Origin of the sequence: Desulfurobacterium thermolithotrophum DSM 11699, assembly GCF_000191045.1 — a bacterium.
GTDB lineage: Bacteria > Aquificota > Aquificia > Desulfurobacteriales > Desulfurobacteriaceae > Desulfurobacterium > Desulfurobacterium thermolithotrophum.
On the sequence record NC_015185.1, the window covers coordinates 502501 to 527543 of the forward strand.

Below are 25043 nucleotides of genomic sequence, written 5' to 3' on the forward strand. Positions count from 1 at the left end.
CCTGCTGAACATTCACCAACGAAGTATCCAAGATAACCACGTTTCATTGCTTCTTCAGGGTCAAGTTCTACATAACCCCAAGGAAGAAAAGGAGCATTTTCCATATTAGGGGAGGCCCCGGCAGCAGGAGCCTCTTCAGCAAAACCAGCTTTTGGAAGGCTCATAAGCCCTGCACCGGAAGCTACAAGCAATCCCTTAACAAAGTCCCTTCTTTTCATTATGAAAACCTCCTTTTTTGTTTTTTAGAATAGAAGCTGGAATTCAGCAGAAATTAAATCTTTTTGATTTGAAGCAGTATCAATCACATGAACATAAGCTCCCCTAATTGCAGCTTGCCAGCCATTTAGGAGATAGTAAAAACCAGCAGATGCATACTTCTCTTCATTGTTTGAAACATCAGTGTCTTTATCAAATTCGGAGTATCTTCCAATTAAATGAAGCTTTTGTAATCCAGGGACAGCATAATCTGCTTGGAGATAATAACCAGCAACATTTCCTTTTAAAGCATATTTTGTTACAGTACTTTTGTTAGGATTATCATGAAGGTAACCTGCTTCTAAAGCTAAGTTTACAGGCTTAATATCAAGTTTTGTTTCAAGATCAAAAAGGTTTCTCTTAGCTACTTTTTTATCATTGTAAGCAGCCCAACCATAACCCCCTTCATAAGCTGCTCTTATCCTCCACTTAAAGTCAGAACTATTAATAGGAGTACTATCTACAGCAAGAATGTAAGAGTATTTCTTGTCATCATTTCTTAAAGTAGAAAATCCTTCACCATCCATAACAGCAGCTTCTAGTTTTAGTTTCTTCATTGGAGAGAAGATTGCTCTTATACCAAGATCTCTATTATGAGAACCCATTTTTCTAACAGCAATTGGTCTTTCTGGGAAAATAATCTTTGGACCAGGTTTAAGATATGACATTGAAACAGGTATTTTCTGCTGTCCCATTCTAAGTTTTAAAGGAACTGCATCAAACTTATAATCAATGAATGCATCCCAAAGCTCTACTGTTTCTCCTCTATCTGCTCTAACATGAATCATATAACCAATATTGTCATTAAGATTTCCATGGAATCTAAATCTTACTTTCCTTGCTACTAATCCATTTGCTTTTTCTCCATATATGTTTTTATTATTTCCTCCCTCGTAATCAAAATTAGTTTGGTCCCATCTTAAAAGAATTCTACCATCAACTTGTAGCTTCTCTGTTCTCTTTCTTGGCATAACAGTATAACCAGACTTTCTTACAAGACTTCTAAGGCTTTCGTTTTCTTTTTCCAGCTCAGCAACTTTTTGTTCTAATTGCTGAAGCTTTTCTAAAACTTCGTCGTTTGAAACTTCTTGCCCGAAGGCAGCTACAGAACCAAGAGATAACATGAAGACTGTTGAGACTGCGAGGAACTTCCTCATCCTACACCTCCTTTTAAGATTTTTACACTTGTGTACTCGTAATTATATATTAATGTCTTATAGTAACTTATGGCAAATTTATCAAAATTTGATAGCCATGTCAACTATTTAAAGAGGGTGTTTGAAAATTGCCAAAATTAAGAAAAAAGCCTATCCTCTCCGGTATGAAAGCGAAAAGACTAAATTTCCACAAAGTACTCAACCTATCAAAAACATACATGAACCGGAGAGGACAGGCTGTACTGGTATATTTATATCCTTTTAAAACCAAAAGAGGAAGACCCAAGAAATACCCTGACGAGATAATTCTTACCCTTCTTTTCCTCCAAGTAGCCTGGAACCTATCATTCAGAGACCTTGAATATTTGGCAGTTCAGATATTTGGAAGAGAGAATATTCCTGATTTTTCAACCTATTATTACCGACTCAAGCAACTACCTTCCATTCTCCTTGTAGATTTTCTGAACTTTGTCTCTCGAAGACTCTTAGGGAAGTATCATAAAGAACTAAGATTTCTGATAATAGATGGAACTGGCTTCAAATACAATGAGATTTATCCATTGAAAATTCTAAGAGGCAAAGAGATAAAGGAGGTAAAAAGCCACGTTAAAGTTGTTGTATTAAGCGTTCATCTAAAAGATGGAAAAAGGTTCATTCTTACTGCATTACCTGGAGAGAGTTACGCTTCGGAAGTGAAACTTGGAGAGAAAATAGTTAGGTGGTTAAACGAAAGGGGATTTATATGGAGAGCTTTGAAAGGAAGGCCATTTTTAGGAGACAAAGCTTATGACAGCATTAAGTTTATTGAGCTTGTTCTGTTAGCAGGCTTAAAGCCTTACATAAAGGTGAGAGAAACATTAAGGAAGGGAATTAAATCTGAGATTAGGCTTAAATGCAAAGAGCTTTTAGAATCTGATGAAATTTACAGGTTTAGAGGACTGATAGAGAGTATTTTTGGAGAAGTTAAGCAGGATGTTGGAAGTTACGAGAGAACAAAGAGCTTTCATATAGCTCAACTGTTTGTTTTAGCTAAGTTTATCCTCTTTAACATGGGAGTTTTGTTCTTTGTCTGGATGATTTTTCAAACACTCTCACTATTTAAAGAGAAACTTTTGATTACACTGGATTAAAAATAATTAAAAAGCCTTTCCTTTATTTAAGTTTTATCAATTTTTGGAAAAAAATTTTTTTAAATTTTCAAGAGAAAGCTTAATAAAATAAAAGAAATTTAATTTAAAGAGGTTTAATAATAATAACTACTTAGGTAGTATTGAAGTTCAAAGATAAAATTTCTACAATACTTTAATTTTTACTAAAAAAGCAATATTTAAAATCTTGATAACCTAAACCTATAGATGAAAGAAAAAGAACTTCATGACTTAGAAGATGACATTTTTAAATTGATGTAATATAATCCATTTACACATTCCACTTAATATCTAAATTAGGAGGTCAATAAATTATGAGACTGAAAAAACTCATTTATTTTCTTTTTCTCTCTATTTCGCCTATAGTTGCTAACGCTAATAGTGCTAACGAATTAAAAATATTTAAACTTAACGATCCAGATCCAGCTGTAAGAAAAGCAGCTGTTTTTTATCTATCACAGACAGGAGATCCAGCATATATCCCTAAGTTTTGTGAAATGCTTTTAAAGGATAAAAATGAGGAGGTAAGAGCTGCTGCAGCAGATGGCTTAGGAAATTTTGATGATAAAAGGGCAGAAGATTGTCTTTTAAAAGCTCTTAAAAAGGAAAAATCAGAAAGAGTTAAGGAAAGTATAGTTTCGGCTCTTGTAGATTTTGATGATAAAAAAGTAGGTAAGTTGATGTGTAAGTTAGTTGATAGTAAAAATCCTAATATAAAAAGATACGCTTTAATGGCCTTACTTCAATATAAAGGACTGTGTGATAAAAAGATTTTTAAACTTTTAAAGCAGGAAAATAAAAGTGACTTAAGAACAAAATTTGCTGAAATTCTTGGTATCCATCAGTATAAACCAGCAAAGAATTATATGATGAAACTACTTAACTCTAGAAAGGATGAAGATAAGTTAGTAGCTTTAACCTATTTCAAGTATTATCCTACAGGTGATATCGTTCCTAAGCTAGAAAAAATTTTAACAAAAAGTACTAATGAGGATTTAAAGTCTTTAGCTTTTGATGCTCTTATCGCAACAGACCATCAAAATGCTTATAAATTAATAAAGAAACTCTTAATAAAACCAACTTTTAAAAAGAAGTTTGCTTTAAGACTAGCTACTATAAAGACAAATCTTCCTCCATCGGTAATAAATTCCCTTATTGATGATAGTGATGATATCACGAAAATAGCTTTGCTTACTTACATTGGTAAACATAAACTTACAAACTACTGTAATTTCATAGAGAAAAACGTGTATAGCAAATCAAACGATGTACAAGCTGCAGCTATTTGGGCTTTAGGGCAAGTTGATTGTAAAGATAGCGTAAAAATACTTTATGAACTCATTACAAATCTTGAGCTTGATGATACTATTAGAAAAAATGCTGCTATAGCTTTAGCTAACTTAAATCCAAAAGAATTGAAGAAAAACGTTAAGCTCATAAAGAAGGCATATGATAACGAAATATTTGATGATATCAAGGATATACTTAAAAGAGCTCTCAAAAAAGCTCAACAGGAAAATTAACTAAAAGTTATTACGAGGAGAAGAAATGGTTGATTATAATACTCTTAAGGCATTTAAGCTTGTAGTGGATTTAAAGAGCTTTTCTGCAGCAGCTAAGGTACTAAATGTTAGCCAACCGGCTATAACAAACAGGATAAAGAGTCTTGAAAGGTTTCTTGGAGCTCCTCTTTTTGTTAGAAAAGGGAAATCTTTTACTCTTTCTTCTTACGGAGAAATTCTTTACAGAGAAATAGACATAGCAATAGAAAGCCTAGATAGAATTAAGAATTTAATGATTAAACTATCAAAAAATACAAGAGAAAAACTAAGATTTGCAGCAAGCACTACTGTTGGAAATTGGTTTATTCCTGGAATAATTCAATCTTTTATTCAGAATAAGGATATTAGTATTGAAATGCTTATAGGTAACACTGAAGAGGTTGTTCAAAATATCCTTTCTCGTTATTTTGATTTTGGTATTGTAGAAGGAAAAGCTGAAGACGAAGCTTTAAGTATTATTCCAATAAAAGAAGATAAATTAGTACTAATAAAAGCAAAAGAAAGTCCCATTCCTGATGTTCTTTCTATAGAGGATCTATTAAAGTATCCTATTGTAGTGAGAGAAAGAGGTTCAGGTACAAGAAATTTAATAGAAGAGATACTTTCTAAATTTAATATTACCTTTAGCAATATGAAAATATTTGCTGAGATTGGAAATACAACTTCCATAATTAATTTCGTTTCCAAAAATCCTAATGTTATAGCTTTTGTTCCTGAAGTAGCAGTAAAAGATGACTCTACCGTACAGATCATAAAAACAAAAGATATTCAAATAACAAGAAAATTTTCATTATTGATACATAAAGATTGTTCTCTTAACATGTTAGCAAGAGAATTTATAGGTTACCTTTTAAATTTTCAGCAACCAATTCAGCAAAGTTAAAATCTTAGTTCTTTTTTTTTACATTCTTTTCCTTCTTCTTTTTTACTCTTTTTTTCTTCTTCCTTAATTTCTTCTTTAATTAAATCTTTTACTCCACAAAAAAATAAAGGGAGGAGAATCAAAAGACTCTCCTCCCTTTAAAGATTATTTCCTAATTATTAGTGAATGTGATGCTTCTTCTTGTACTTCTCTACCTTCTTCACGTGCTTCTTAATCCAGGATACGTACTTGCTTACGTAATCTGCTCCAAGTCTTGGCTCTACACTGCTTTCAAGCCACTCTACAAGCTCAAATGCAACCCTGTAGATTCCTTCCCACCAAATGTATCCTGGTGCATAGTGGAACATCGCTATCTCTGTTGGTCTAACTGCCATCGCTCCAATGTCTCTTACTATCTTCCTGTCAAGTGGTGTGTTAAGTCCCGCCTTCTCAAGGTCTCTCTCAACCTGGAACGCTACTCTTCTGAAGTAGTCAAGTACTCCCATTGTGAGGTCTCCACCTATGAAGCAGTTTGCTACCCACTGCTTGGTGTGACACTGGGTACACATCGCAAATGCTCTTTCTCTGTTCTTGATTCCATCTGTCGGATACTTAACGCTTGGTAGTCCTGGGTGTGGTCTTCCCGCTTTCCTTACAAATACTAACTTCCACATTCCAAGCTTCCACTTACAGATTGAAGCTGGGTTGTGGGTTGGAGCATATATCATTTTATCTCCTTGATATACTGCTCCCATGTGACATGTTCCACATGTCGGCGCAAAGTAGTCTTGACCAGCCTTTATTGCTGGGGCATCCATGTTCCATTCATCAAACTGAGATAAGAACATTGCTCCATGCATTGATTTTCCAAACATTTCGTAGTTTGGATGGTCTTCAGATTCGTGACATCTTCCACATGCTCCTATTCCTGCTCTTACTATCTTGAGTCTGAAGCTGTGGAATGGGTGACATGCTGCACAGTTTCCTATTGTTCCGTCTGGGTTGATAGTTCCTGCCCCTATCATTGGCCATGTACGTAGGTCAAATACTACCTTGTCTTTCGTCTTTTTCGCTATCTCTATCTTTGTTCCGTGACAGGAGTAACATCCCCAGTTCGCAAAGATCTTAATTACTGCTGATGCTTTTGGTCTTGGTGTCTTGAGGTTGTTTGGTACTCCAGCGTATGGCCAGCATGGGTCGTTTATTATATCGTCCCATGTAGATTCTCCGTTTGTTGTTTGGTGCGGTATTACTGTGTTCTTGTCCCATCCCATCATTTGCATTACGATTACTGCAAAGTTTCCACCAGACTTAGCTTCTGCTTTCTGGGAAATTAATCCAGAGTGTGCGTGAATTGAGTCCATGTATTCTTTTGCAACTTTTGGGTGACATACTCCACACTGCTTTGGTGTTACTAGTGTTGAAATTGTGAATCCGTAGTGGTCATATGCTGCTGGGTTAGATTCGTCTGTCTTGTGACATTCGTAACATCCTACTCCGTTGTAAAAGTGCTTTGATCTCTTCCAGTCGTTTACTACAAATGGTGTAGCCTTGCGGTGACAGTCAAGACACTGGGATGACTCTTTGGAGAGACCAGATGCTGAGTAGTTTGTGTAGTCGTACTTAGCAGCTGCATCGGTAGTATAAATACCAAGTGATAAAATACCTGCAGCTGCTATGGTGGCTAATTTCATTAGCCCTCTCATAGCTACCTCCTGTTCTGATTTTTAATTAATAGTATACCTTTTAAAAAGTATTGTTGTCAACTTTAGTTGGAGAGTGTTTGAAAAATCATCCAGACAAAGAACAAAACTCCCATGTTAAAGAGGATAAACTTAGCTAAAACAAACAGTTGAGCTATATGAAAGCTCTTTGTTCTCTCGTAACTTCCAACATCCTGCTTAACTTCTCCAAAAATACTCTCTATCAGTCCTCTAAACCTGTAAATTTCATCAGATTCTAAAAGCTCTTTGCATTTAAGCCTAATCTCAGATTTAATTCCCTTCCTTAATGTTTCTCTCACCTTTATGTAAGGCTTTAAGCCTGCTAACAGAACAAGCTCAATAAACTTAATGCTGTCATAAGCTTTGTCTCCTAAAAATGGCTTTCCTTTCAAAGCTCTCCATATAAATCCCCTTTCGTTTAACCACCTAACTATTTTCTCTCCAAGTTTCACTTCCGAAGCGTAACTCTCTCCAGGTAATGCAGTAAGAATGAACCTTTTTCCATCTTTTAGATGAACGCTTAATACAACAACTTTAACGTGGCTTTTTACCTCCTTTATCTCTTTGCCTCTTAGAATTTTCAATGGATAAATCTCATTGTATTTGAAGCCAGTTCCATCTATTATCAGAAATCTTAGTTCTTTATGATACTTCCCTAAGAGTCTTCGAGAGACAAAGTTCAGAAAATCTACAAGGAGAATGGAAGGTAGTTGCTTGAGTCGGTAATAATAGGTTGAAAAATCAGGAATATTCTCTCTTCCAAATATCTGAACTGCCAAATATTCAAGGTCTCTGAATGATAGGTTCCAGGCTACTTGGAGGAAAAGAAGGGTAAGAATTATCTCGTCAGGGTATTTCTTGGGTCTTCCTCTTTTGGTTTTAAAAGGATATAAATATACCAGTACAGCCTGTCCTCTCCGGTTCATGTATGTTTTTGATAGGTTGAGCACTTTGTGGAAATTTAGTCTTTTCGCTTTCATACCGGAGAGGATAGGCTTTTTTCTTAATTTTGGCAATTTTCAAACACCCTCACTTTAGTTGTCAAGTTATTTTATACTTTTCTTCTTATAAAGAAAAAGTAAATTTTTATTTTCTTAAATAGATTTTCAGTAGATTATCTCCTATAATTAAAACAGTTATTCTTACTACAAAAATTTTGGAAGTTCCACAGGAGAATAAGTGAATCTAAGAAAGCAAAAAGATATCCGACTTATAAAAGGATTAGTTGCTATTATTTTTATAGCTTTCTCAGTAATTTTTTTTATTTTCGTTTTTAACCTAAAAATTTTTCAAAATGAGCTCGAAAGAACAATATATATTGCAGTTGTTAGTCAAAATGGAAAACGAATAAAGAACATAGTTGATTCTACATTTTCTACTTTTCGAGAATTGGAAAGAGAATCAAAGAAGAGATTAAAAAAAAAATTGAAGAAAATGTCTTAGAAGCGTATAATATTGCTAAATCCATTTATAGAAATTGTAAAAAAGAGAATCATAACGATGAAAAGATAAAAAATTTAATAAAAGAAGCTTTGCGAAAGCATAATTCATTAAACGATCAGACATACATATTCATAGACTCTATAAAAGGCTCTATCGTTCTAAGTCCTTTACTTCCAACGATAGAAAGAAAAAACATTTGGAATGAAAACGATGAAAAAGAAATTTCTGTCTTCAAAAAGTTTTTAACGGTTGTTCTTTACTCACCAAAAAATCAAGGAACTGTCTGGACAAGTGAAAGGATTTATTTTGTAAAACTCTTTAAACCATACAATTGGATAGTAGGAGGTACTTCTAGTCAAAACTTAAAAGAATATATAAAAGAGTGTTTTAAGAAACACATTAAGGAACATTCTAGTTTTAATTTATTTGTAGTTGATTTGAACGACAACAAAAAAGACACTGTTTTAAGTACTAATTTTCTTCCTAGGTTAAAACAGGTAGATAAAGAAAAACTTAGAAAAGGAATTTTCTTCAATGATAAAGATAGAATTTATTATGTTAGATTATTTCCACAATGGAATTTAGTAGTAGGAAGTTATGTTAAAAAAATTGATATAACCAAAGAAATAATAAGTTTAAAAGAAGAGCTCTTAAGAAAAATAAAAAAAGGAGTACTCTTTGCAATTTTAGTATTGTTAATAATTCTTACAATTTCTATGGTAGTAATTCTATTCCTATTGAAAAAATTGAACTTCTCTTTAGAAGAAGTGTTAAAGAAAAACAGATTACTACAAAGAGCACGAAGAACACTTATTATAAAAGTCTATAAAGATGAACTTACAAAGCTGTCTAATAGACGTAAGTTAGAAGAAGACATCAGAAAAATAGATCCTTCTAAAAAAGTATACTTTGCTCTAATTAATATAAGAAACTTTAAAGAACTTAACGAACTATTTGGTTTAACGAAAGGAGATGAAATTTTAAGTTTGTTTGCTAAGAACTTAAAGAAAATTGTTAAGAAAGAATCGAAAGAAACTAATGTTTATAGGATTAGAGGAGATAGGTTTGGCGTTTTAACTTGTAGTAAAAGTCTAAGTGATGAATTCTTTATAGGTTTTATAAAGAATCTTATAAAGAGCTTAGAAGAAGAAACTTTTGAAATAGAAGGATTAAAATTCAAGTTAGATGTTACAGCAGGAATATCAACTAACAAAGATAATTTAATAATAAAAGCAGAAATTGCAGAACAAGAAGCAAAGAAAAGAAATATGAATCTTTATGTATTTGATAAAGAACTTCAGAAAATATATCAAGATCTCCATAAGAACATTATCGTTGCTTCAAAATTAAAAGAAGCTATAAAAAATGATCGAATAGTTCCTTTCTTTCAGCCTATAGTTAATCTTAAAACTGGAGAAGTTGAAAAATATGAAGTTTTAATGAGAGTGTTTGATGAAGAAGGAAAGCTATTATCTCCAAATGAGTTTTTGCCAATAGCTAAGAAAACAGGTATATATCTAAAGTTATCAAAGAGATTAATGGAAAAGGCTTTGGAAATAGCTAAAAAGAGAAATATTAAAATTTCTATGAATATATCTTCAGAAGATTTAGCTTCTACTGAAATGAAGAATTGGCTCCTTGAAAGAGTTAAAAATTCAGGAATAGCTGCTAATATATGTTTTGAAATTGTTGAAACAGAAGCTTTTAACAGTCTTGAAATTTTAAAAGAGTTTTACTCTAAAATAAAAGAGCTCAATGCTGAACTATCAATTGATGACTTTGGAAGTGGATATTCTAACTTTGAATACATTTCCACCATAAAACCTGATTACATTAAAATAGATGGAAGTCTCATAAAAAAAATTCCTGATTCTAAGGAAGTGGAAATTCTTACTAAGCACATAGTTCTTTTCTGTAAAGAATTAAATATCAAAACTATAGCTGAATTTGTTTCCTCTGAAGAGATTTTAAGAAAAGTTGAAGAACTCGGTATAGATTATGGACAAGGATTTTATTTAGGAAAGCCTACTCAATTAGATTGATTTAAGTAGTTGGAATGTAATTTTTCCACACCTTTCAAGTGCATGAAAGTTATATCCTCCCTCTAAGGTAAAGAGAATGGGAATAGAAAGTTCTTTGGCAGACAAAAGTATCTGTTCTAATATAAATCGAACTCCCTTATCAGTAACTTCAAGATTTGAGAGTGGATCGTCTTTATGAAGGTCATAACCAGCAGAAACGAGAATAATTTCAGGCTTGAAGGTTTCTATGGATTTTCTATAGATTTCTCCATAGACTTCTTTGTATTTTGTATCACCAGAACCTTCTTGTATTGGAATGTTTAAAATGTGTTCATTATTTTCTTCTTTACTTCCTGTTCCTGGATAAAAAGGATACTGATGAGTAGAGAAATAAAAAACTTTTGGATTTATGTAAAAAGTATGCTGAGTACCGTTTCCATGGTGAGCATCAAAGTCAACAATAAATATTTTCTTTATTCCTAAAAGAAGAGCTCTTACAGCACCAATTGCAACATTGTTAAAAATACAAAATCCCATTGCTCTATCTCTTTCTGCGTGATGACCGGGAGGCCTAACTGCACAAAAAACCGTTTCGTATTTATTATTTAAAAGAAGTTCTACTCCTTTTTCTACTGCTCCAGCAGCAAAAACTGCTGAGTTGTAAGTATAAGAATTATAGTAAGTGTCTGGATCAAAAAAGCCGGGAGAGTACTCCCGACAAGATAGTCTTACACTATCGATGTAGTTTTTACTATGTACTGCTTCCAAAGACTCAAAACTTACAGGTTTTGGTTTTAAAATGGGAAAATCAAACTGAGGTAAGCTCTTTAAAAAGTATTTCAATCTCAAACTGTTTTCTGGATGTTTAGGTAAATCATGTTTTAAAAATACATCATCATAGATAATAGCAGTCTTCATGTTTTCTTTCCTTATTACTTTAATTTCCTAACAAAATCAAAGTCTGCTTTTCTATTTTCAACATCAACATTAATTAGTCTTACAAGAAGTCTATCTCCTATCCTAAAAATAGTTCTAGTTTTCTCTCCAATAAGACAGTATTGTTTAGGGATACAGATGTAGTAATCATTTCTTAAATTTGCAACATGAATAAAACCAGGAATTAGTTGTTCAATTGTTTCGATATAAAGACCTTGTTCAGAAATACCAGTGATCATTGCTTCAAAAACTTCTCCTATGTGTTTTTTAGCGAACTGAAGCTTTTTAAGTTCAATTACATCTCTTTCTGCCTCATCAGCATTTATAGATCTTTCAGTAACATGCTTGCAGATAAGCTCTAACTTTTCTTCCCACAAAGGAATGTTTTCAGAATTAAACTCCCCATTGAGAGCCATTTTTACCTGTCTATGAAGTTGCAAGTCTGCGTAACGCCTAATAGGTGATGTAAAGTGAGTGTAGTAGGTTGAGGCAAGACCGAAATGACCAACGTTATCAGGTGAATATTTAGCTCTTGCCATAGTACGAAGCATTAAGTAGTTTACTAATTTCTCTTCAGACTTTCCTTCTACTTCTTCTAAAATCTTTTGAAGCATTTTAGGTTGGATGTCATTTTTCACTGACGGAACCCTTATTCCCAAGGATCTAACAAAGTTTAAGAATTCCTGAAGTTTTTCTCTATCGGGTGATTCGTGAATTCTGTAAACGCTTGGATAATCTGTCCAGAACATATATTCTGCAACTGTTTCATTTGCAGCAATCATAAATTCCTCAATTATCCTATGAGCCCAAAGTCTCTCAGCTCTATAGATATCAATTGGTTCACCTTCAGTGCTAAGAACAACAACAGGTTCAGGGAGATCAAAGTCAAGGGAACCTCTTTTATAACGCTTCTTGTAAAGGATTTGAGCAAGTTCGTACATGGTTTTTAAAGACTCAACGACATGTGGAAACTTGTCTATAGCTTCTTTATCACCATCTATTATTTTTTGAGCAATAGTATACGTAAGTCTTGCCTTACTATGAATAACACTTTCGTAGATTTTGTAGTCAACAACAATTCCTTTCTTATTTATAACCATTTCACAGGTAAAGGTAAGTCTATCAACATTTGGATTAAGAGAACAAATACCATTTGAAAGCTTCTCTGGAAGCATTGGTATACAACGATCTGGAAAATATACGCTTGTTCCCCTCTTATAAGCTTCTCTATCAAGAGCGCTTCCAGGCTTAACATAATGAGAAACATCAGCAATATGAACATAGAGTTTATAGTTTCCATCGGATAGTTTTTCTATTGCAACAGCATCGTCAAAGTCTCTTGCATTTTCCCCGTCGATTGTAAAACAGAGTTGTTCTCTTAAATCAACCCTTCCTTTTAGATCTTCTTCTATAACTACATCTGATATTTTTTCTGCTTCCTCAAGAGCTTCCGGTGGAAACTCTACCGGAAGATCGTACTTTCTAATAATGAGCTCAATATCCAATTTCGGTCCTGTTTTCCCAAGATTTTCTAAAAGCCTTCCGACAGGACCTCTTGTTTCTGAAGGGTAAGAAATTATCTCAGCTACTACGTAATCACCATTTTCTACTTTTTCACAATCTTCTGAGGTAAGGAGGATATCGTAACGAATTCTTTTGTCTTCTGGAATAACAAAGCAATATCTTCTTGTTTTTTCTACTCTTCCAACTACTTTCTTAATAGCTCTTTCTATAACAGAGACTATCTTGCCTTCTTTTCGACCATCTTTAAACTCTTTTACAATTTCTACAGCTACTATATCTCCATTCATAGCACCATTCATATTTCTGCCTGGAACAAAAACTCCTTTTCCTCCATTTATGGGGTCTACAAAACCGTAACCCTCTCTGTAAACGCAAAGTTTTCCAACGATAAGATTTAGTTTTTCAGGAAGAGCATATTTAGCTCCCTTGAGTTTTACTAATTTTCCTTCTTTCGAAAGTTCTTTAAGCTTTTCGCGGAGCTCTGCTCTTTCTTCTACAGGAATACCTAAAAATTTTGCAATTTCTCTTGCCTTTAAAGGTTTGTTCAATTTTTCAAGAGCTTCAAATATACCCTTTTCTAAGTTCATATTTCCTCCTATGAAAGATGTCAACCCCCAACACAGAGGTTGCATTTATTTTCAACAAAATCCATAAATTGCCTTCTCTCTCTCAAAACTGCGAACATTACTTTAACCAATTTCCTCGCCGCAGCTATCAGCGCTTTCTTCTTCTCTAAACCTTTCTTAACTAACCCTTCGTAAAATCTTTTAACTGAATTGTCTAACTTGCTGTTCAATAACGCTCTCGTAGCCTGGATAATCTTGTTCCTCGTTCTGCTGTCCCCTTTCTTTGTTATCCTTCCATTTCTAACTTCGTCTCCACTGCTATTAACACGAGGAACAAGTCCAAAATAAGCCGCTACCTTGTCTCCGTTTTCAAACCTCTCTTCGTTACATACGGCAGATATAAAGGCTATAGCTACTATATCTCCTACTCCAGGTATGCTTTTTAGAAGTTCTACTTTTCCCTTAAGCTCCTCATCTTCTCCTATAAAACTCTTGATATCTTCTTCTGTCTCTCTTATCTTATCTGTTAAGTATTCTATTGTTTCTATTTGCCTCCATATCGTTTCTCGTAATGACGGAGGCACTTTCTTCTTCGTTTCTTCCTTTATCCTTTCCATCCCTTTCTTCGTGGTGAGTTCTCTCTTGTTTGTCTTTATCCCATATTCAAGCAATAGGCTATGAAGTCTGTTAATTACCCCTTTTCTCATATCTACAAAGCTATCTCTCTCTTTCATCTTTATCCTTAGCTCTTTTTCTTTTCTCGTCGGGACGTAAACTGTCGGAAGTAAGCCCATTTCATAGTAAATGGCTATCGTTTCTGCATCTATCCTGTCGTTTTTAGCACTGTTAACACCTTTTAGAATGTTCTTAAATTTGTTAGTGTTAACGTAAGTTATTTCATCAACGCAGTTCCTTATCTCCTCCGTAAAAAATGTTACTCCTGTTAAGGTTTCTACCGCAACTTTTACTGAATATCCTTTTTTCCTAAAAGTTGTTAGGTGATTTTTAAATTTCTCTAACTCTTCTGCTTCGTACTTCTTGGTATTAAGTATCCCTGTCAGACAATCTAAATAAGCTGCTGTAAAGCTGTTTTTGTGGTAGTCCACTCCGACATACAGTGTTTTCTCTACCTTCTCCTTCATCTCTACCCCCTGATATGTTTTGTGTTTTGCAACCTCTGCTTCGGAACTATTCCCATACTCCAATACGGCGCTTCCCGCCACTATAATTAGCCGGCAGGAGGCATCGGCTAATCTCCACGCACGGGGCTTATTCCCCAGGGAAAAATCCAGCCTCCTGCCTTTAAAGGTTGCCTCTTTACTATAGTCCCGAATTTCAGGGGGTGACATCTTTTATATCATCTCCAATCTCTCTTTTTTAGGATATGAGAGTGTTTGAAAAATCATCCAGACAAAGAACAAAACTCCCATGTTAAAGAGGATAAACTTAGCTAAAACAAACAGTTGAGCTATATGAAAGCTCTTTGTTTTCTCGTAACTTCCAACATCCTGCTTAACTTCTCCAAAAATACTCTCTATCAGTCCTCTAAACCTGTAAATTTCATCAGATTCTAAAAGCTCTTTGCATTTAAGCCTAATCTCAGATTTAATTCCCTTCCTTAATGTTTCTCTCACCTTTATGTAAGGCTTTAAGCCTACTAACAGAACAAGCTCAATAAACTTAATGCTGTCATAAGCTTTGTCTCCTAAAAATGGCTTTCCTTTCAAAGCTCTCCATATAAATCCCCTTTCGTTTAACCACCTAACTATTTTCTCTCCAAGTTTCACTTCCGAAGCGTAACTCTCTCCAGGTAATGCAGTAAGAATGAACCTTTTTCCATCTTTTAGATGAACGCTTAATACAACAACTTTAACGTGGCTTTTTACCTCCTTTATCTCTTTGCCTCTTAGAATTTTCAATGGATAAATCTCATTGTATTTGAAGCCAGTTCCATCTATTATCAGAAATCTTAGTTCTTTATGATACTTCCCTAAGAGTCTTCGAGAGACAAAGTTCAGAAAATCTACAAGGAGAATGGAAGGTAGTTGCTTGAGTCGGTAATAATAGGTTGAAAAATCAGGAATATTCTCTCTTCCAAATATCTGAACTGCCAAATATTCAAGGTCTCTGAATGATAGGTTCCAGGCTACTTGGAGGAAAAGAAGGGTAAGAATTATCTCGTCAGGGTATTTCTTGGGTCTTCCTCTTTTGGTTTTAAAAGGATATAAATATACCAGTACAGCCTGTCCTCTCCGGTTCATGTATGTTTTTGATAGGTTGAGTACTTTGTGGAAATTTAGTCTTTTCGCTTTCATACCGGAGAGGATAGGCTTTTTTCTTAATTTTGGCAATTTTCAAACACCCTCTTTAGGATATTGCCAAATTCCTTTGAAATATTATATTATTCCTACATCATCAATATAGGGCCGTAGCTCAGTGGGAGAGCGCCACCTTGACGCGGTGGAGGTCAGGGGTTCGAAACCCCTCGGCCCTACCATTAAAAGACTATGAAGATTAGAGGATTGAAAGATTGGGGATAGATTTTTCCCTTTACGTTATCACCGATGAAAGATTTCTAAATATATCTAACATTGCAGAATCAGTAGAAAAGGCAATTCTTGGTGGTGCTACTATTATTCAGTATAGGGCAAAGAAAAAAAACACAAAGGAAATGTATGAAGAAGCTCTTGTTGTAAGAGAAATAACTAAACGTTACAACATTCCTTTTATAGTTAATGATAGACTTGATTTAGCTCTTGCTGTCAAAGCAGATGGTGTTCATGTTGGTCAAGAGGATTTACCTGTAAATGCTATAAAAGCCATAGTTGGAAATGACTTTATTGTTGGTCTTTCAACTCACAATTTGAATCAAGTCAAAAGAGCAAATGAAGAAATGCTTGCAGATTATATAGGATTTGGCCCCGTTTTTCCTACAACTACCAAAGAAAATCCTGATCCCGTTACCGGTACTGATCTTTTGTGTAAGGCAGTAAGAATCTCAAAAATTCCGGTCGTTGCTACAGGTGGAATAAACGAAAAAAATGTAGATGATGTTCTTAAGTGCAAACCTGCAGGAGTTGCTGTTGTCCGTGCTGCTTTTGAAAAGGGAGATCCGTATAAAAATGTTTTAAAACTAAAAAGAAAAGCGAAGGAACTAAATTGGAAAAAGCTATAGAAATCGCTAGAGAGTGGAAACCTAATATAAAATTAATTTATCTTATTCTTCTTATCGTTTCTACTTTCGTTTCTGTTGCTCTGATGAATTTTCTTTTAGGGATTGGGTTACTTTACATAATTTTTGCTTTTTTATTAGGGAAAGATAAGATAAAAATAGGATTACTTGGTAAGTACATTATTCTTTTATCAACTATAACGTTTACTTCAACGTTAGTTTTTAATCCTCAAGCCATCTTTGAAGCATTTGTAGAAGTAGGACTTTTATACATTTATTTTTTTCCTGTCGACAGAAACTCTTCTTTAAAGGTTTTAAAAGATACTTATAAGGCTACATATATGGTTGGAGTTGTCGGATTAATCCTATTTTACTACCGCCATTTTTTTACAGGTATTGAAAAAATGTTTTGGGGTAAGGCTTTCAAGGCAGGAAGATTCTTTTCCATTTTTTCGTTTCTTTATCTTTTCCATGCTATAGAAAATTTCTTAAGGAAAAAAAAGGTTAATTTGAAGCTTATTTCTCATATAGTCCTTTTTATCTTGAGTGTTTGCGGCATTATTGTTGCCGGAAAACGGTCTTTTATTTTGGCATTTTTTTTAACTAGCATTATACTTATCCTTTTATTCTCAAAGCTTTTTCAAAGGAAAAAGGTTATTATACCTATTCTCTTTGTTTCTATTTTTACTTTAGCATCAGGCGTAATTTATGTATCTGCAGAAAGAAATTACAATCTTTCTCACTCCTCTTTTAAAGAAATTATTCAATTATCTTCAAGTAATAGAGATAAAATTGCCTTGGATGCAATTAGTATTATCAAATCTGATTTTACAGAAGGAAGAATTGTAAATATTCTCATAGGACATGGGGAAAACTGTGGAGCTTATCTTCCACATCCTTATTCTCTCAATCACAGTCAAGGAAAGTATGAATCTATCTTTCTGTTATCAGAATTTGTTGAGAAAGGATTAATAGGAGTTCTTATTGAAATACTTATAATCTATAAAGTTTTACTATTCATTGCTACTTTGGAAAAGGAAAAAGAGAAATTGTTTCTCTTGTTATGGGGAAGTATCCCCCTGGTTATTCACTTTTTTGGAATGATTTTCGTTTTTTTAAAAGATCCTACTCTACCAACGTGGTTACTTATGTTTAGATTATCAGAAAATGCTAATAAAGGAAAAAATTTTCTTAAAGGTAGGGAATCATGATGAAGAAGGTTGCCCTTCTAGTTAGAAGTGCTAGTTTTGGTGGAATAGAAAGACTTGTAATAGATTTATTTAAGTATATGAAGGAACATGTTAAAGAGATAGAACCCTATTTAATTGTTTTTTGCAGGGAGGGAGGCTTTCTAAAGGAGTTAGAAGAAGAGAAGAATGTATACTTTTTAAGTTCCAAAAAGAAATTGAAAACAACAAACTTTGATATTTACCTTAAGCTAAGAAAGTTACTAAAAGAACTTGAAGTAGACATACTACACTTTCATAGTTATCCAGTAGACTTCATAGGTGTTATTGCTTCATTAGGACTGAGAGTAAAAAGAATAGCACATATTCACAACTTCCACTTTATTGGTGGAGAAAAGAGAATAAAAAAGTACAGGTTTATAAGTAAATATATTGACAGCTTTATCTACGTATCTAAAGCAGTAATGGAAAGTGTAGATCCTCTTTATAATGCTTACTGTCCTAATAAAAAGGTATTATATAACTTTATAGTACCCGAAAGAATAGAAACTTTTCTAAAGAAAGAAAAAATGACACGGAAAGAATTGGGAATTCCAGAAGATGGTGTTGTCTTTTGCTTTGTTGGAAGACTTACAGACAACAAGAACATTTTGAATTTAATAAAGGCAATGTCATACTTGAAAGAAAGAAAAAATCTTTACCTTTTAATAGTAGGAAGTGGAAAACTGGAAAAAAATGCAAAAGAATTAGCAAAAAATTTACAACTTAGAAACATAGTTTTTGCAGGAGCTAGTTATAATCCATTTAAGTATCTAAAGGTTTCAAATGTTTTTATTTTACCTTCTAAAGTAGAGGGTTTACCTCTTTCTCATCTTGAAGCAATGTATTTAGGATTGCCTTCTTTGATTTCTGAAAATGTACCATCTAAGGAAATACCATCTAAGGAAATAGCTTATGAAGCCTCATTTATAAGTGGAATATCGCCTGAGTCTATAGCTAAGGGAATAGAAAATCTTTATATTTGTAAAGATATAAGAGATACTTTAGCTGTGAAAGCTAAAGAAGTAATTCAAAATTTTATTATCGATAGATATTTTGAAAAGCTTTATGAAATATACACAAGGTTATGAAAATGATGGAAGACATAAAAAAGGTTTCTTTTCCGTGGTGGATACTTAAGTATTTAAAGGATATGAAATTATTATTTGCAGTAGCTTTTATCACTATGTTTCTTCATGCAGGTATTACCTCTTATTTAGCATATTTTGTAAAAGACATAGTTAACACTGTCTTTGTTAGCAAAAACGAAAGAATGATTAATCTTATACCTTTAATTCTTTTAGGCTTAGTTTTAATAAAGGGAATAGTATACTTCATTAATTATTACACAATGGCTTATATAGGACAGAGTGTTATAGCTAAACTAAGAGAAGAGCTATACGAGAAAATATTAAAACTTCCACTTGATCAATTTTGGGAATCTCCTGGAACCTTTGTTTCTAAAGTTATTAATGATACTTCTCTCCTTCAGGATTTTACATCAAGACAAATTGCTACCTTTTTAAGGAATCTTTTGACAGCTATAGGATTAATAATTGTTGTTTTTTATCTTGATTTTAAACTCGCATTTTTTGGATTAATTGGACTGCCATTGATAGGTTTCATGATTTCTGAAACTGGAAAAAGAATAAAAAGATATACTGATAGAATGCAGGACAAACTTGCTGCAATAACCAATCATCTTTTTGAAGGTGCAAGAAATATAAGAGAAATTAAACTTTTAGGCCTAGAAGAAAAATTATTAAAATTGTTCCAAAAAGATAATTACAAATATTTTAAGGAATTCATGAAGATTCGAAAGATAGAAGGAATATATCCTTCTGTTGTTGAGTTAACAGCTTCAATAATTGTCGGATTACTTATGCTTTACGGAGGAAAAAAAATAATCGCTGGAGAACTCACTGCCGGAGATTTTTTCTCCTTTATTATTGCTCTTGTAATGGCTTATGATCCAATTAGAAAGTTGGGACGGGAATATAATAAAATTCAACAATCTGCTTCAGTGGCAGAAAGAATACGGAAGATTCTTGAATTACCTGATGAATACCACTTAAAAGATGGTTCGAGAGAACTAAAAGAGCCTATAAATTTTTTATATTTTAATAATATCTACTTTAAATATCCCAAATCCGAAGATTTCATTTTAAAAGGTATAGACTTTCTTTTTGAAAAAGGGAAAAAATATGCAATTGTAGGAAAATCTGGTAGTGGTAAAAGTACGCTGATAAACTTAATCCCTAGATTTTATGATCCAACTAAAGGTAACATAGAAGTTAATGGTATTAACCTAAAAGATTTTAAACTTAAATCTCTCAGAAGAAAGATAGGTGTTGTAAGTCAAGATATTATTGTATTTAGAGGGACAATAAAAGAAAATATAGCTCTTGGAAATCCTGGAGTCTCTTTTGATGAAATAGTTAAAGCTGCAAAGATTGCAAACATTCATGATTTTATTGTCTCTCTTCCCAAAGGTTACGATACTCTAATAGGTGAGGGGGGTATTCAACTTTCTGGCGGACAGAAGCAAAGAATTGCAATAGCAAGAGCTGTGTTGAAAAATCCGGATATTTTGATTTTAGATGAAGCTACAAGTGCTCTCGATTCTGAAACAGAAGCAGCTGTTCAAAAAGCTCTTGACGAGAAGTTTAAAGATAAAATTCTCATTGCGATCGCCCATAGACTTTCGACGATTATTAATAGCGATTTAATAATCTTTTTAAAAGAAGGTAAAATTATAGGAGTTGGCAGTCATGAAGAACTTTACGCAAATCTTGAAGAATATAGGAAGCTATGTGATATTCAATTTAGAATAAGTCTTAAGTAAAAAAGAGGAGTAAAATGAGAATTCTTCAGGCAACAACCTCAAGAACTTGGAGCGGTGGAACCGAACAGTGTCTTTTATTAGCAAAGTATATGAATGAATTAGGGCATGAAACAGGTATACTTACTATTAAAGGAAGTCTTCTTGATGAAAAAGCTAAAATGCTTGGGATAAAGAGATTTTACTTTCCTGGAACAGAGAAAATCAGTATTAAAAATGCAAAAAAATTAGCCAAGCTTATTAAGCAATATGACGTTGTTAATACTCATATACCAGCAGCTCATTGGTATATATGGTGTGCCTCTTTTTTTTGTAAAAAAAAACCTAAAATTGTTTATACTAGAAGGGTTAACTACGATGTATCATTCCTATCATCTTTAACAAAATACAACATTAATACAGATGCAATAATTGCTATTTCTAATGAAGTAAAAAATAGATTAAAGAAAAGATTCTTTCTAAGAAAAAAGAAAATTTCTGTTATTCCTGATGGAATAGAGATAGATAAATTTAGTCCCCTAGTTAACTCAAAACTTCGAGAAGAAATAAAAATTGATAAAGAAACCATTGTAATTACTCATGTAGCAAATTTTCAGAAAGTGAAAGGACATAATATATTATTTGACGCCTTTAAAAGGATTTTAGAAAAAAGAAAGAAAAAAAAACTGTTACTACTTCTGGTTGGTAGAGATACGCAAAGCGAAAAAGCTCAAAATATGATAAAAGAAAAAAAAATAGAAAAGCATGTTATTTCTCTTGGATTCCGAAAAGATATTCCTCAAATATTAAAAGAAACAGATCTTTTTGTTTTTCCTTCTATTAACGAAGGATTAGGGAGTTCTCTTCTTCAAGCTATGGCTATGAAAAAAGTAGTGGTAGCTTCATATATTGGTGGAATAAGAAGTTATTTAAAACACATGGAAAATGGAATAACAGTTAAACCGGGAAACGTTGATTCTCTGTATCAGGGACTACTAAAAGGACTGGAAAACTTAAACAACGAAAACATGAAAGAGAACGCAAGGAAAACGGCGCAAGAATTTGATATAAAAAACGTTACAGAAAAAACTTTGCAACTTTATAAGGAACTCCTAAAGTAAACTTAAAATCTACGGAGTAAAAAAAGAGTATGGAATAGAGCTCTTAAACTCTCCTGAAGAATTAGCACCTTACGATGCTGTGATAATTGCTGTAAAACATGACAAATTTAAAAAGCTAACACCAGAGTTCTTTAAAAGAATTTCCGTTTCAAAACCAATAGTTATTGATGTAAAAGGTATTTATGATAGAGAGCAATTTAAAGATATCGTTTTATGGAGACTATAGAAAATAAATTGATTACAACCACTATTAAATAGTCCAGCGCATTTAGTATTTAAAATTTTGTCAAGTTTTTGTAGATTTTTAAGAAAGATTTTTCTGTTTGGGAGTAAAAATGAAGATCGAAATAGATGAGGATGTTGTAAATCTTTTAAAAGAATACGGACTCAATACTTATGAAGCTAAAGCATACTATGTCCTTCTTCTTCTTGGAGAATCAGCTGCCACGTCTGTTGCTCGAGAATCTAAAATACCACAGCAAAGAATCTATGATGCCTTGAAGTCCTTAGAAAGAAAAGGACTAATACAAACAAAAAACACAATACCAAAAAAATATGTTCCTTTACCAGTAAGAAGAGCTCTTACCAATAGATTACGTCAAATGAGACTTGAGTTTGAGATAAGGGAAGATAATCTACGGAAATTAATTGATGAACTTGAAAAGAGAATTCCAGAAACAAAATCACTTCTTGATAAAGGTTCTCAAATTTTTGTCATGGAAGGAAAAGAATCTATTGTCAATCAAGCTATATCTATGATTTCTTCAGCAGAATCTACCATAAAAATAGCCGGTAATAAACCTCTATTTATTTTGGAATGCAAAGGAAATCTTAGTAAATACATGAAAAGAAATGTAGAGCTTGCTGCTATAGGAGAATTTGATCAATTTTGTAAAGATGAAATAGAAAAACTCGGAGGTAAATATTGTGAAGCATCTGTTTACTGCCAGTATTTACTTATAGTAGATGACAAAAAGCTTTTAATTGTTTATTTTGATGAAAAAGGAGTTCCAAATGGACTATATACGAAAAATGAAGCTATTGTAAAACCATACCTAATGTTTTTTGAAAGTAAATGGAAAGAAGTTTGCTCTTAATTATTAGATTTGTTGAAGTTCAGATAGAAGGTGGACACCCTACAATAACCTTTGAATACCACAAGGAGGTGTCCACCGATGAAACAATTGAAAAGATTCAAAGGAACATCCCTCCATATATCAAGCACAAATACAGCATTCAAAGAAACCCTGAAAGAAGGAAGAAGAGTAAAAAAGAAACTTGACCTAACAAAAGACAGAAACGTTAAAAAAAGACTGAAATGGATAGAGTACTACCACAAAACAGGCAACGCCAGAAAAACATGCAGATACTTTGGCATCAGTCCAACAACCTTCTACAAGTGGAAAAAAAGATACGACAAGTACGGGATAGAAGGACTCCAAGACAGAAACAAAAGACCTCATAAAGTAAGACAACCCCAAACAGAACCTGAAATAGAACACATCATCGTCACAATAAGGGAAAAATTCCCAACCTGGAGCAAAGAAAAGATAGCAGCCTTCATGGAAAGATACCTAAATGTAAAAATATCATCCTCTACAGTTTACAGGGTTCTCAAAAGACACGGACTAATAGAAAGAACCTGGAAACTAAAAAGTACCTACAAGAGGAAGAAACAGAAAGGGAAAAAGAACCGCACCAGAAAAGGACTAAGAGCAGACAAACCAGGAACAATCCTCATGGACGTTAAATACCTCTACTGGTGCGGTAAAACCTTTTACCAGTTCACGGCAATAGACAAGTTCACCCGAATAGCATTTGCCAAGGTTTATTCTACAAAAAGCAGCAGGAGCGGAAGAAGGTTTTTTGAAGAACTTGAAAAATTTCTTCCCTTCAAGATAGAGAAAGTTCAAACGGATAACGGGAGCGAATTTTTAGGGGAGTTAGACGAATATCTTAAAAGAAAAGGGATAGAACACTACTTTAGTTATCCGAAATCTCCCAAGACTAATGCGCATGTAGAAAGGTTTATTCAAACGACAGAAAGTGAACTATGGATGATAGAAGGAACAGAACCGACTGTTGATGAGATGAATAAAAAACTTTTTGAGTATTTAAAGATTTACAACTTTCTTAGACCCCATCACTCTTTAAATTACAAGACTCCCGCTGAGAAGTTTGAGGACTATATTAGAAGTCATCAAGGTGTCCACCATGTATTGAACTCGAACAACCCCTTGACAAGAGAAGGGCAGTTTCCTATATTATTCACCAGCAAGGTTCCCCGGTAGCTCAGCGGGTAGAGCGGGTGGCTGTTAACCACCAGGTCGCTGGTTCGAGGCCGGCCCGGGGAGCCATCTTTTATTTTATCACGAAGATTTTTAAACTATCTCTTAAATAGTCCTTGATTAAATCCTTGGTATAGAACATAAAATTTCTGCAAGAAACTTTAGTTCTTCTAATGTGTGATCATAGTTTATAGCTATTCTTAGTCTGCTCTTTTTTACCGTAGGTGGTCTTATTGCAGGAACAAAAATTCCTTTTTCCCATAGTGATTTAGAAAGCTTAAGTGCAGACTCCTCACTCCCAGTTATAAATGGAAAAATTGCAGACATTGAGTTTATTCTTGTCAAATTCTTAAAAAATTCAATTTTTTTCTGGAGTGCTTTCATTCTTTTAGGGACAAGTTCCAAATTCTTAAGAGTTTGACAAGCAATGTATGGAGGAAGTGCTGTTGTGAAGATGAAACTCCTACACTTATTTATGAGATAGCCTTTTAAAATTTTGCTTCCAGCAACAAAAGCTCCAAAAGTTCCAAGAGCTTTACCAAGAGTTCCAACTATGACTGTTCTTTCGTCAGGAATTAAATCAAAAATTTCTAAAGAAGACCAACCAACAACTCCTGTAGCATGAGCATCATCTATGATCAAAACCGCGTCATACAAGTCTTTTAACTGAAAAAGTTTATCAAGAGGAGCAACATCTCCATCCATACTAAAAATAGAATCTGTAACAATAAAACATCTTCTATAATTTTTTCTTTCTTTTGAAAGGATGAGCTCAAGTTCTTCTACGCTACAGTGTTTAAAGATCTTTACTTCTGCTTTAGAGAGTCTACAACCATCGATTATTGAAGCATGGTTTAGTTCGTCAGAAAGTATTAAGTCTCCTTCCTTAGCTAAAGTTGAAATTACTCCTACATTTGCCATGTAACCTGTTGAAAAAAGAAGAGCTGATTCTGTTTTTTTTAATTCAGCAAGTTTTTGTTCTAAAACTTCATGAACTTCAAAATTACCACAAACCAATCGTGAAGCCCCGGCTCCACTTTTCCAGTTTTCAAGGCATTCACAGCTAAACTTTGAAGCAAGAGAAAGATAATCGTTTGAAGAAAAATTCAAAACTTCCCTGCCATTTATGATAATTTTTTTTCCTTGAGGTGACGAAAGAACTTTTAATTCCCTATAAAGCTGTCTCTTTTTTAAAGTTTCAAGCTCTTTCTCCATCC

General features: G+C 33.5%; 23 protein-coding genes and 2 tRNA genes (1 of these 25 running past the window's edge). 15 read left to right on the forward strand and 10 right to left on the reverse strand.

The window, feature by feature from the left end; all coding sequences use genetic code 11:
- Both DESTER_RS08015 and DESTER_RS02580 read right to left on the reverse strand, forming a co-directional pair.
- Positions 1-218 carry the beginning of a C-GCAxxG-C-C family protein gene (locus tag DESTER_RS08015; RefSeq protein WP_013638106.1) on the reverse strand. Its footprint begins 814 nt before the window's first position, so 218 of the gene's 1032 nt are visible here — the first part of the coding sequence; it begins with the start codon at positions 216-218; the stop codon falls past the left edge of the window.
- Positions 219-242: 24 nt separating this feature from the next.
- Positions 243-1412, reverse strand: a complete 1170-nt coding sequence (locus DESTER_RS02580) for a porin (protein WP_013638107.1) — start codon at positions 1410-1412, stop codon at positions 243-245.
- A 128-nt stretch (positions 1413-1540) separates the two neighbouring features.
- Here DESTER_RS02580 and DESTER_RS02585 point away from each other — a divergent pair, with 128 nt between their 5' ends.
- The 3 genes from DESTER_RS02585 to DESTER_RS02595 all read left to right on the forward strand — a co-directional run bounded on the left by DESTER_RS02585 (position 1541) and on the right by DESTER_RS02595 (position 5005).
- The gene (locus DESTER_RS02585) at positions 1541-2542 is read left to right on the forward strand and encodes an IS5-like element ISDeth1 family transposase (protein WP_013638108.1); all 1002 of its coding nucleotides are present in this window, start codon (positions 1541-1543) and stop codon (positions 2540-2542) included.
- A 332-nt stretch (positions 2543-2874) separates the two neighbouring features.
- Positions 2875-4083 carry a HEAT repeat domain-containing protein gene (locus DESTER_RS02590; protein WP_013638109.1) on the forward strand — a complete coding sequence of 403 codons (1209 nt, stop codon included), beginning with the start codon at positions 2875-2877 and terminating at the stop codon, positions 4081-4083.
- 25 nt (positions 4084-4108) lie between these two features.
- Positions 4109-5005, forward strand: coding sequence for a LysR family transcriptional regulator (locus DESTER_RS02595; protein ID WP_013638110.1), 897 nt, complete (start codon positions 4109-4111; stop codon positions 5003-5005).
- Here DESTER_RS02595 and DESTER_RS08480 read toward each other — a convergent pair.
- The 3 genes from DESTER_RS08480 to DESTER_RS02605 all read right to left on the reverse strand — a co-directional run bounded on the left by DESTER_RS08480 (position 5002) and on the right by DESTER_RS02605 (position 7724).
- Positions 5002-5127, reverse strand: coding sequence for a hypothetical protein (locus tag DESTER_RS08480; protein WP_013638111.1), 126 nt, complete (start codon positions 5125-5127; stop codon positions 5002-5004). The two genes, DESTER_RS02595 and DESTER_RS08480, sit on opposite strands and share 4 nt — an antisense overlap.
- Before the next feature lie 36 nt (positions 5128-5163).
- A complete protein-coding gene (locus DESTER_RS02600) occupies positions 5164-6690 on the reverse strand; it encodes a multiheme c-type cytochrome (RefSeq protein WP_013638112.1) in 1527 nt (508 codons plus the stop codon).
- 62 nt (positions 6691-6752) lie between these two features.
- Positions 6753-7724: an IS5-like element ISDeth1 family transposase gene (locus DESTER_RS02605; RefSeq protein WP_013638113.1), complete on the reverse strand. Its 972-nt coding sequence runs from the start codon at positions 7722-7724 to the stop codon at positions 6753-6755.
- Between the two features lie 163 nt (positions 7725-7887).
- Between DESTER_RS02605 and DESTER_RS02610 the strand changes: the two genes are divergently transcribed.
- Positions 7888-8151, forward strand: coding sequence for a hypothetical protein (locus DESTER_RS02610; RefSeq protein WP_013638114.1), 264 nt, complete (start codon positions 7888-7890; stop codon positions 8149-8151).
- Positions 8133-10193, forward strand: coding sequence for an EAL domain-containing protein (locus DESTER_RS02615; RefSeq protein ID WP_338009589.1), 2061 nt, complete (start codon positions 8133-8135; stop codon positions 10191-10193). Before DESTER_RS02610 ends, DESTER_RS02615 begins: the two co-directional genes overlap by 19 nt.
- Here the strand turns inward: DESTER_RS02615 and DESTER_RS02620 are convergent.
- From DESTER_RS02620 to DESTER_RS02635, 4 genes are read right to left on the reverse strand one after another with little or no spacing between them, the layout of a single operon-like run.
- Positions 10185-11090, reverse strand: coding sequence for a histone deacetylase family protein (locus tag DESTER_RS02620; RefSeq protein ID WP_013638116.1), 906 nt, complete (start codon positions 11088-11090; stop codon positions 10185-10187). The two genes, DESTER_RS02615 and DESTER_RS02620, sit on opposite strands and share 9 nt — an antisense overlap.
- 14 nt (positions 11091-11104) lie before the next feature.
- Positions 11105-13219: a ribonuclease R gene (rnr, locus tag DESTER_RS02625; RefSeq protein WP_013638117.1), complete on the reverse strand. Its 2115-nt coding sequence runs from the start codon at positions 13217-13219 to the stop codon at positions 11105-11107.
- Positions 13220-13239: 20 nt separating this feature from the next.
- Complete coding sequence (locus DESTER_RS02630; protein ID WP_013638118.1) at positions 13240-14547, reverse strand: IS110 family RNA-guided transposase; 1308 nt, start codon at positions 14545-14547, stop codon at positions 13240-13242.
- 3 nt (positions 14548-14550) lie between these two features.
- Complete coding sequence (locus DESTER_RS02635; RefSeq protein ID WP_013638119.1) at positions 14551-15549, reverse strand: IS5-like element ISDeth1 family transposase; 999 nt, start codon at positions 15547-15549, stop codon at positions 14551-14553.
- A gap of 71 nt (positions 15550-15620) precedes the next feature.
- Here DESTER_RS02635 and DESTER_RS02640 point away from each other — a divergent pair.
- The 10 genes from DESTER_RS02640 (at position 15621) to DESTER_RS02685 (ending at position 23895) form a co-directional block, all read left to right on the forward strand.
- Positions 15621-15695: transfer RNA gene (locus DESTER_RS02640), tRNA-Val, on the forward strand.
- Positions 15696-15728: 33 nt separating this feature from the next.
- The gene (gene thiE, locus DESTER_RS02645) at positions 15729-16373 is read left to right on the forward strand and encodes a thiamine phosphate synthase (protein WP_013638120.1); all 645 of its coding nucleotides are present in this window, start codon (positions 15729-15731) and stop codon (positions 16371-16373) included.
- Entirely contained in the window at positions 16358-17581 is a 1224-nt protein-coding gene (locus tag DESTER_RS02650; protein WP_013638121.1) for a hypothetical protein, read from the forward strand. The genes thiE and DESTER_RS02650 overlap by 16 nt, the downstream gene beginning before the upstream one ends.
- On the forward strand, positions 17578-18687 hold the full coding sequence (locus DESTER_RS02655) for a glycosyltransferase (RefSeq protein WP_041737355.1): 1110 nt from the start codon (positions 17578-17580) through the stop codon (positions 18685-18687). Before DESTER_RS02650 ends, DESTER_RS02655 begins: the two co-directional genes overlap by 4 nt.
- 2 nt (positions 18688-18689) lie before the next feature.
- Positions 18690-20441, forward strand: coding sequence for an ABC transporter ATP-binding protein (locus DESTER_RS02660; protein ID WP_013638123.1), 1752 nt, complete (start codon positions 18690-18692; stop codon positions 20439-20441).
- Between the two features lie 14 nt (positions 20442-20455).
- A complete protein-coding gene (locus DESTER_RS02665; RefSeq protein WP_013638124.1) occupies positions 20456-21538 on the forward strand; it encodes a glycosyltransferase family 4 protein in 1083 nt (360 codons plus the stop codon).
- Between the two features lie 34 nt (positions 21539-21572).
- Positions 21573-21764, forward strand: coding sequence for a UDP binding domain-containing protein (locus tag DESTER_RS08240; RefSeq protein WP_274530075.1), 192 nt, complete (start codon positions 21573-21575; stop codon positions 21762-21764).
- Positions 21765-21873: 109 nt separating this feature from the next.
- Positions 21874-22635 carry a TrmB family transcriptional regulator gene (locus DESTER_RS02670; protein WP_013638125.1) on the forward strand — a complete coding sequence of 254 codons (762 nt, stop codon included), beginning with the start codon at positions 21874-21876 and terminating at the stop codon, positions 22633-22635.
- A 78-nt stretch (positions 22636-22713) separates the two neighbouring features.
- Complete coding sequence (locus DESTER_RS08020) at positions 22714-23829, forward strand: IS481 family transposase (RefSeq protein ID WP_013638126.1); 1116 nt, start codon at positions 22714-22716, stop codon at positions 23827-23829.
- Positions 23820-23895: transfer RNA gene (locus DESTER_RS02685), tRNA-Asn, on the forward strand. The genes DESTER_RS08020 and DESTER_RS02685 overlap by 10 nt, the downstream gene beginning before the upstream one ends.
- Before the next feature lie 51 nt (positions 23896-23946).
- Here DESTER_RS02685 and DESTER_RS02690 read toward each other — a convergent pair.
- Positions 23947-25041, reverse strand: a complete 1095-nt coding sequence (locus DESTER_RS02690; RefSeq protein WP_244829579.1) for an aminotransferase class I/II-fold pyridoxal phosphate-dependent enzyme — start codon at positions 25039-25041, stop codon at positions 23947-23949.
- Between the last annotated feature and the right edge of the window lie 2 nt (positions 25042-25043).

Excerpts from the sequence above, each read along its gene's own strand:
- DESTER_RS02580 (WP_013638107.1), bottom strand. The coding sequence starts at position 1,412 with ATGAGGAAGTTCCTCGCAGTCTCAACAGTCTTCATGTTATCTCTTGGT.
- DESTER_RS02590 (WP_013638109.1), top strand. The coding sequence starts at position 2,875 with ATGAGACTGAAAAAACTCATTTATTTTCTTTTTCTCTCTATTTCGCCT.
- DESTER_RS02595 (WP_013638110.1), top strand. The coding sequence starts at position 4,109 with ATGGTTGATTATAATACTCTTAAGGCATTTAAGCTTGTAGTGGATTTA.
- DESTER_RS02600 (WP_013638112.1), bottom strand. The coding sequence starts at position 6,690 with ATGAGAGGGCTAATGAAATTAGCCACCATAGCAGCTGCAGGTATTTTA.
- DESTER_RS02620 (WP_013638116.1), bottom strand. The coding sequence starts at position 11,090 with ATGAAGACTGCTATTATCTATGATGATGTATTTTTAAAACATGATTTA.
- rnr (WP_013638117.1), bottom strand. The coding sequence starts at position 13,219 with ATGAACTTAGAAAAGGGTATATTTGAAGCTCTTGAAAAATTGAACAAA.
- DESTER_RS02630 (WP_013638118.1), bottom strand. The coding sequence starts at position 14,547 with ATGTCACCCCCTGAAATTCGGGACTATAGTAAAGAGGCAACCTTTAAA.
- DESTER_RS02655 (WP_041737355.1), top strand. The coding sequence starts at position 17,578 with ATGATGAAGAAGGTTGCCCTTCTAGTTAGAAGTGCTAGTTTTGGTGGA.
- DESTER_RS02660 (WP_013638123.1), top strand. The coding sequence starts at position 18,690 with ATGATGGAAGACATAAAAAAGGTTTCTTTTCCGTGGTGGATACTTAAG.
- DESTER_RS02665 (WP_013638124.1), top strand. The coding sequence starts at position 20,456 with ATGAGAATTCTTCAGGCAACAACCTCAAGAACTTGGAGCGGTGGAACC.
- DESTER_RS02670 (WP_013638125.1), top strand. The coding sequence starts at position 21,874 with ATGAAGATCGAAATAGATGAGGATGTTGTAAATCTTTTAAAAGAATAC.
- DESTER_RS08020 (WP_013638126.1), top strand. The coding sequence starts at position 22,714 with ATGAAACAATTGAAAAGATTCAAAGGAACATCCCTCCATATATCAAGC.
- DESTER_RS02690 (WP_244829579.1), bottom strand. The coding sequence starts at position 25,041 with ATGGAGAAAGAGCTTGAAACTTTAAAAAAGAGACAGCTTTATAGGGAA.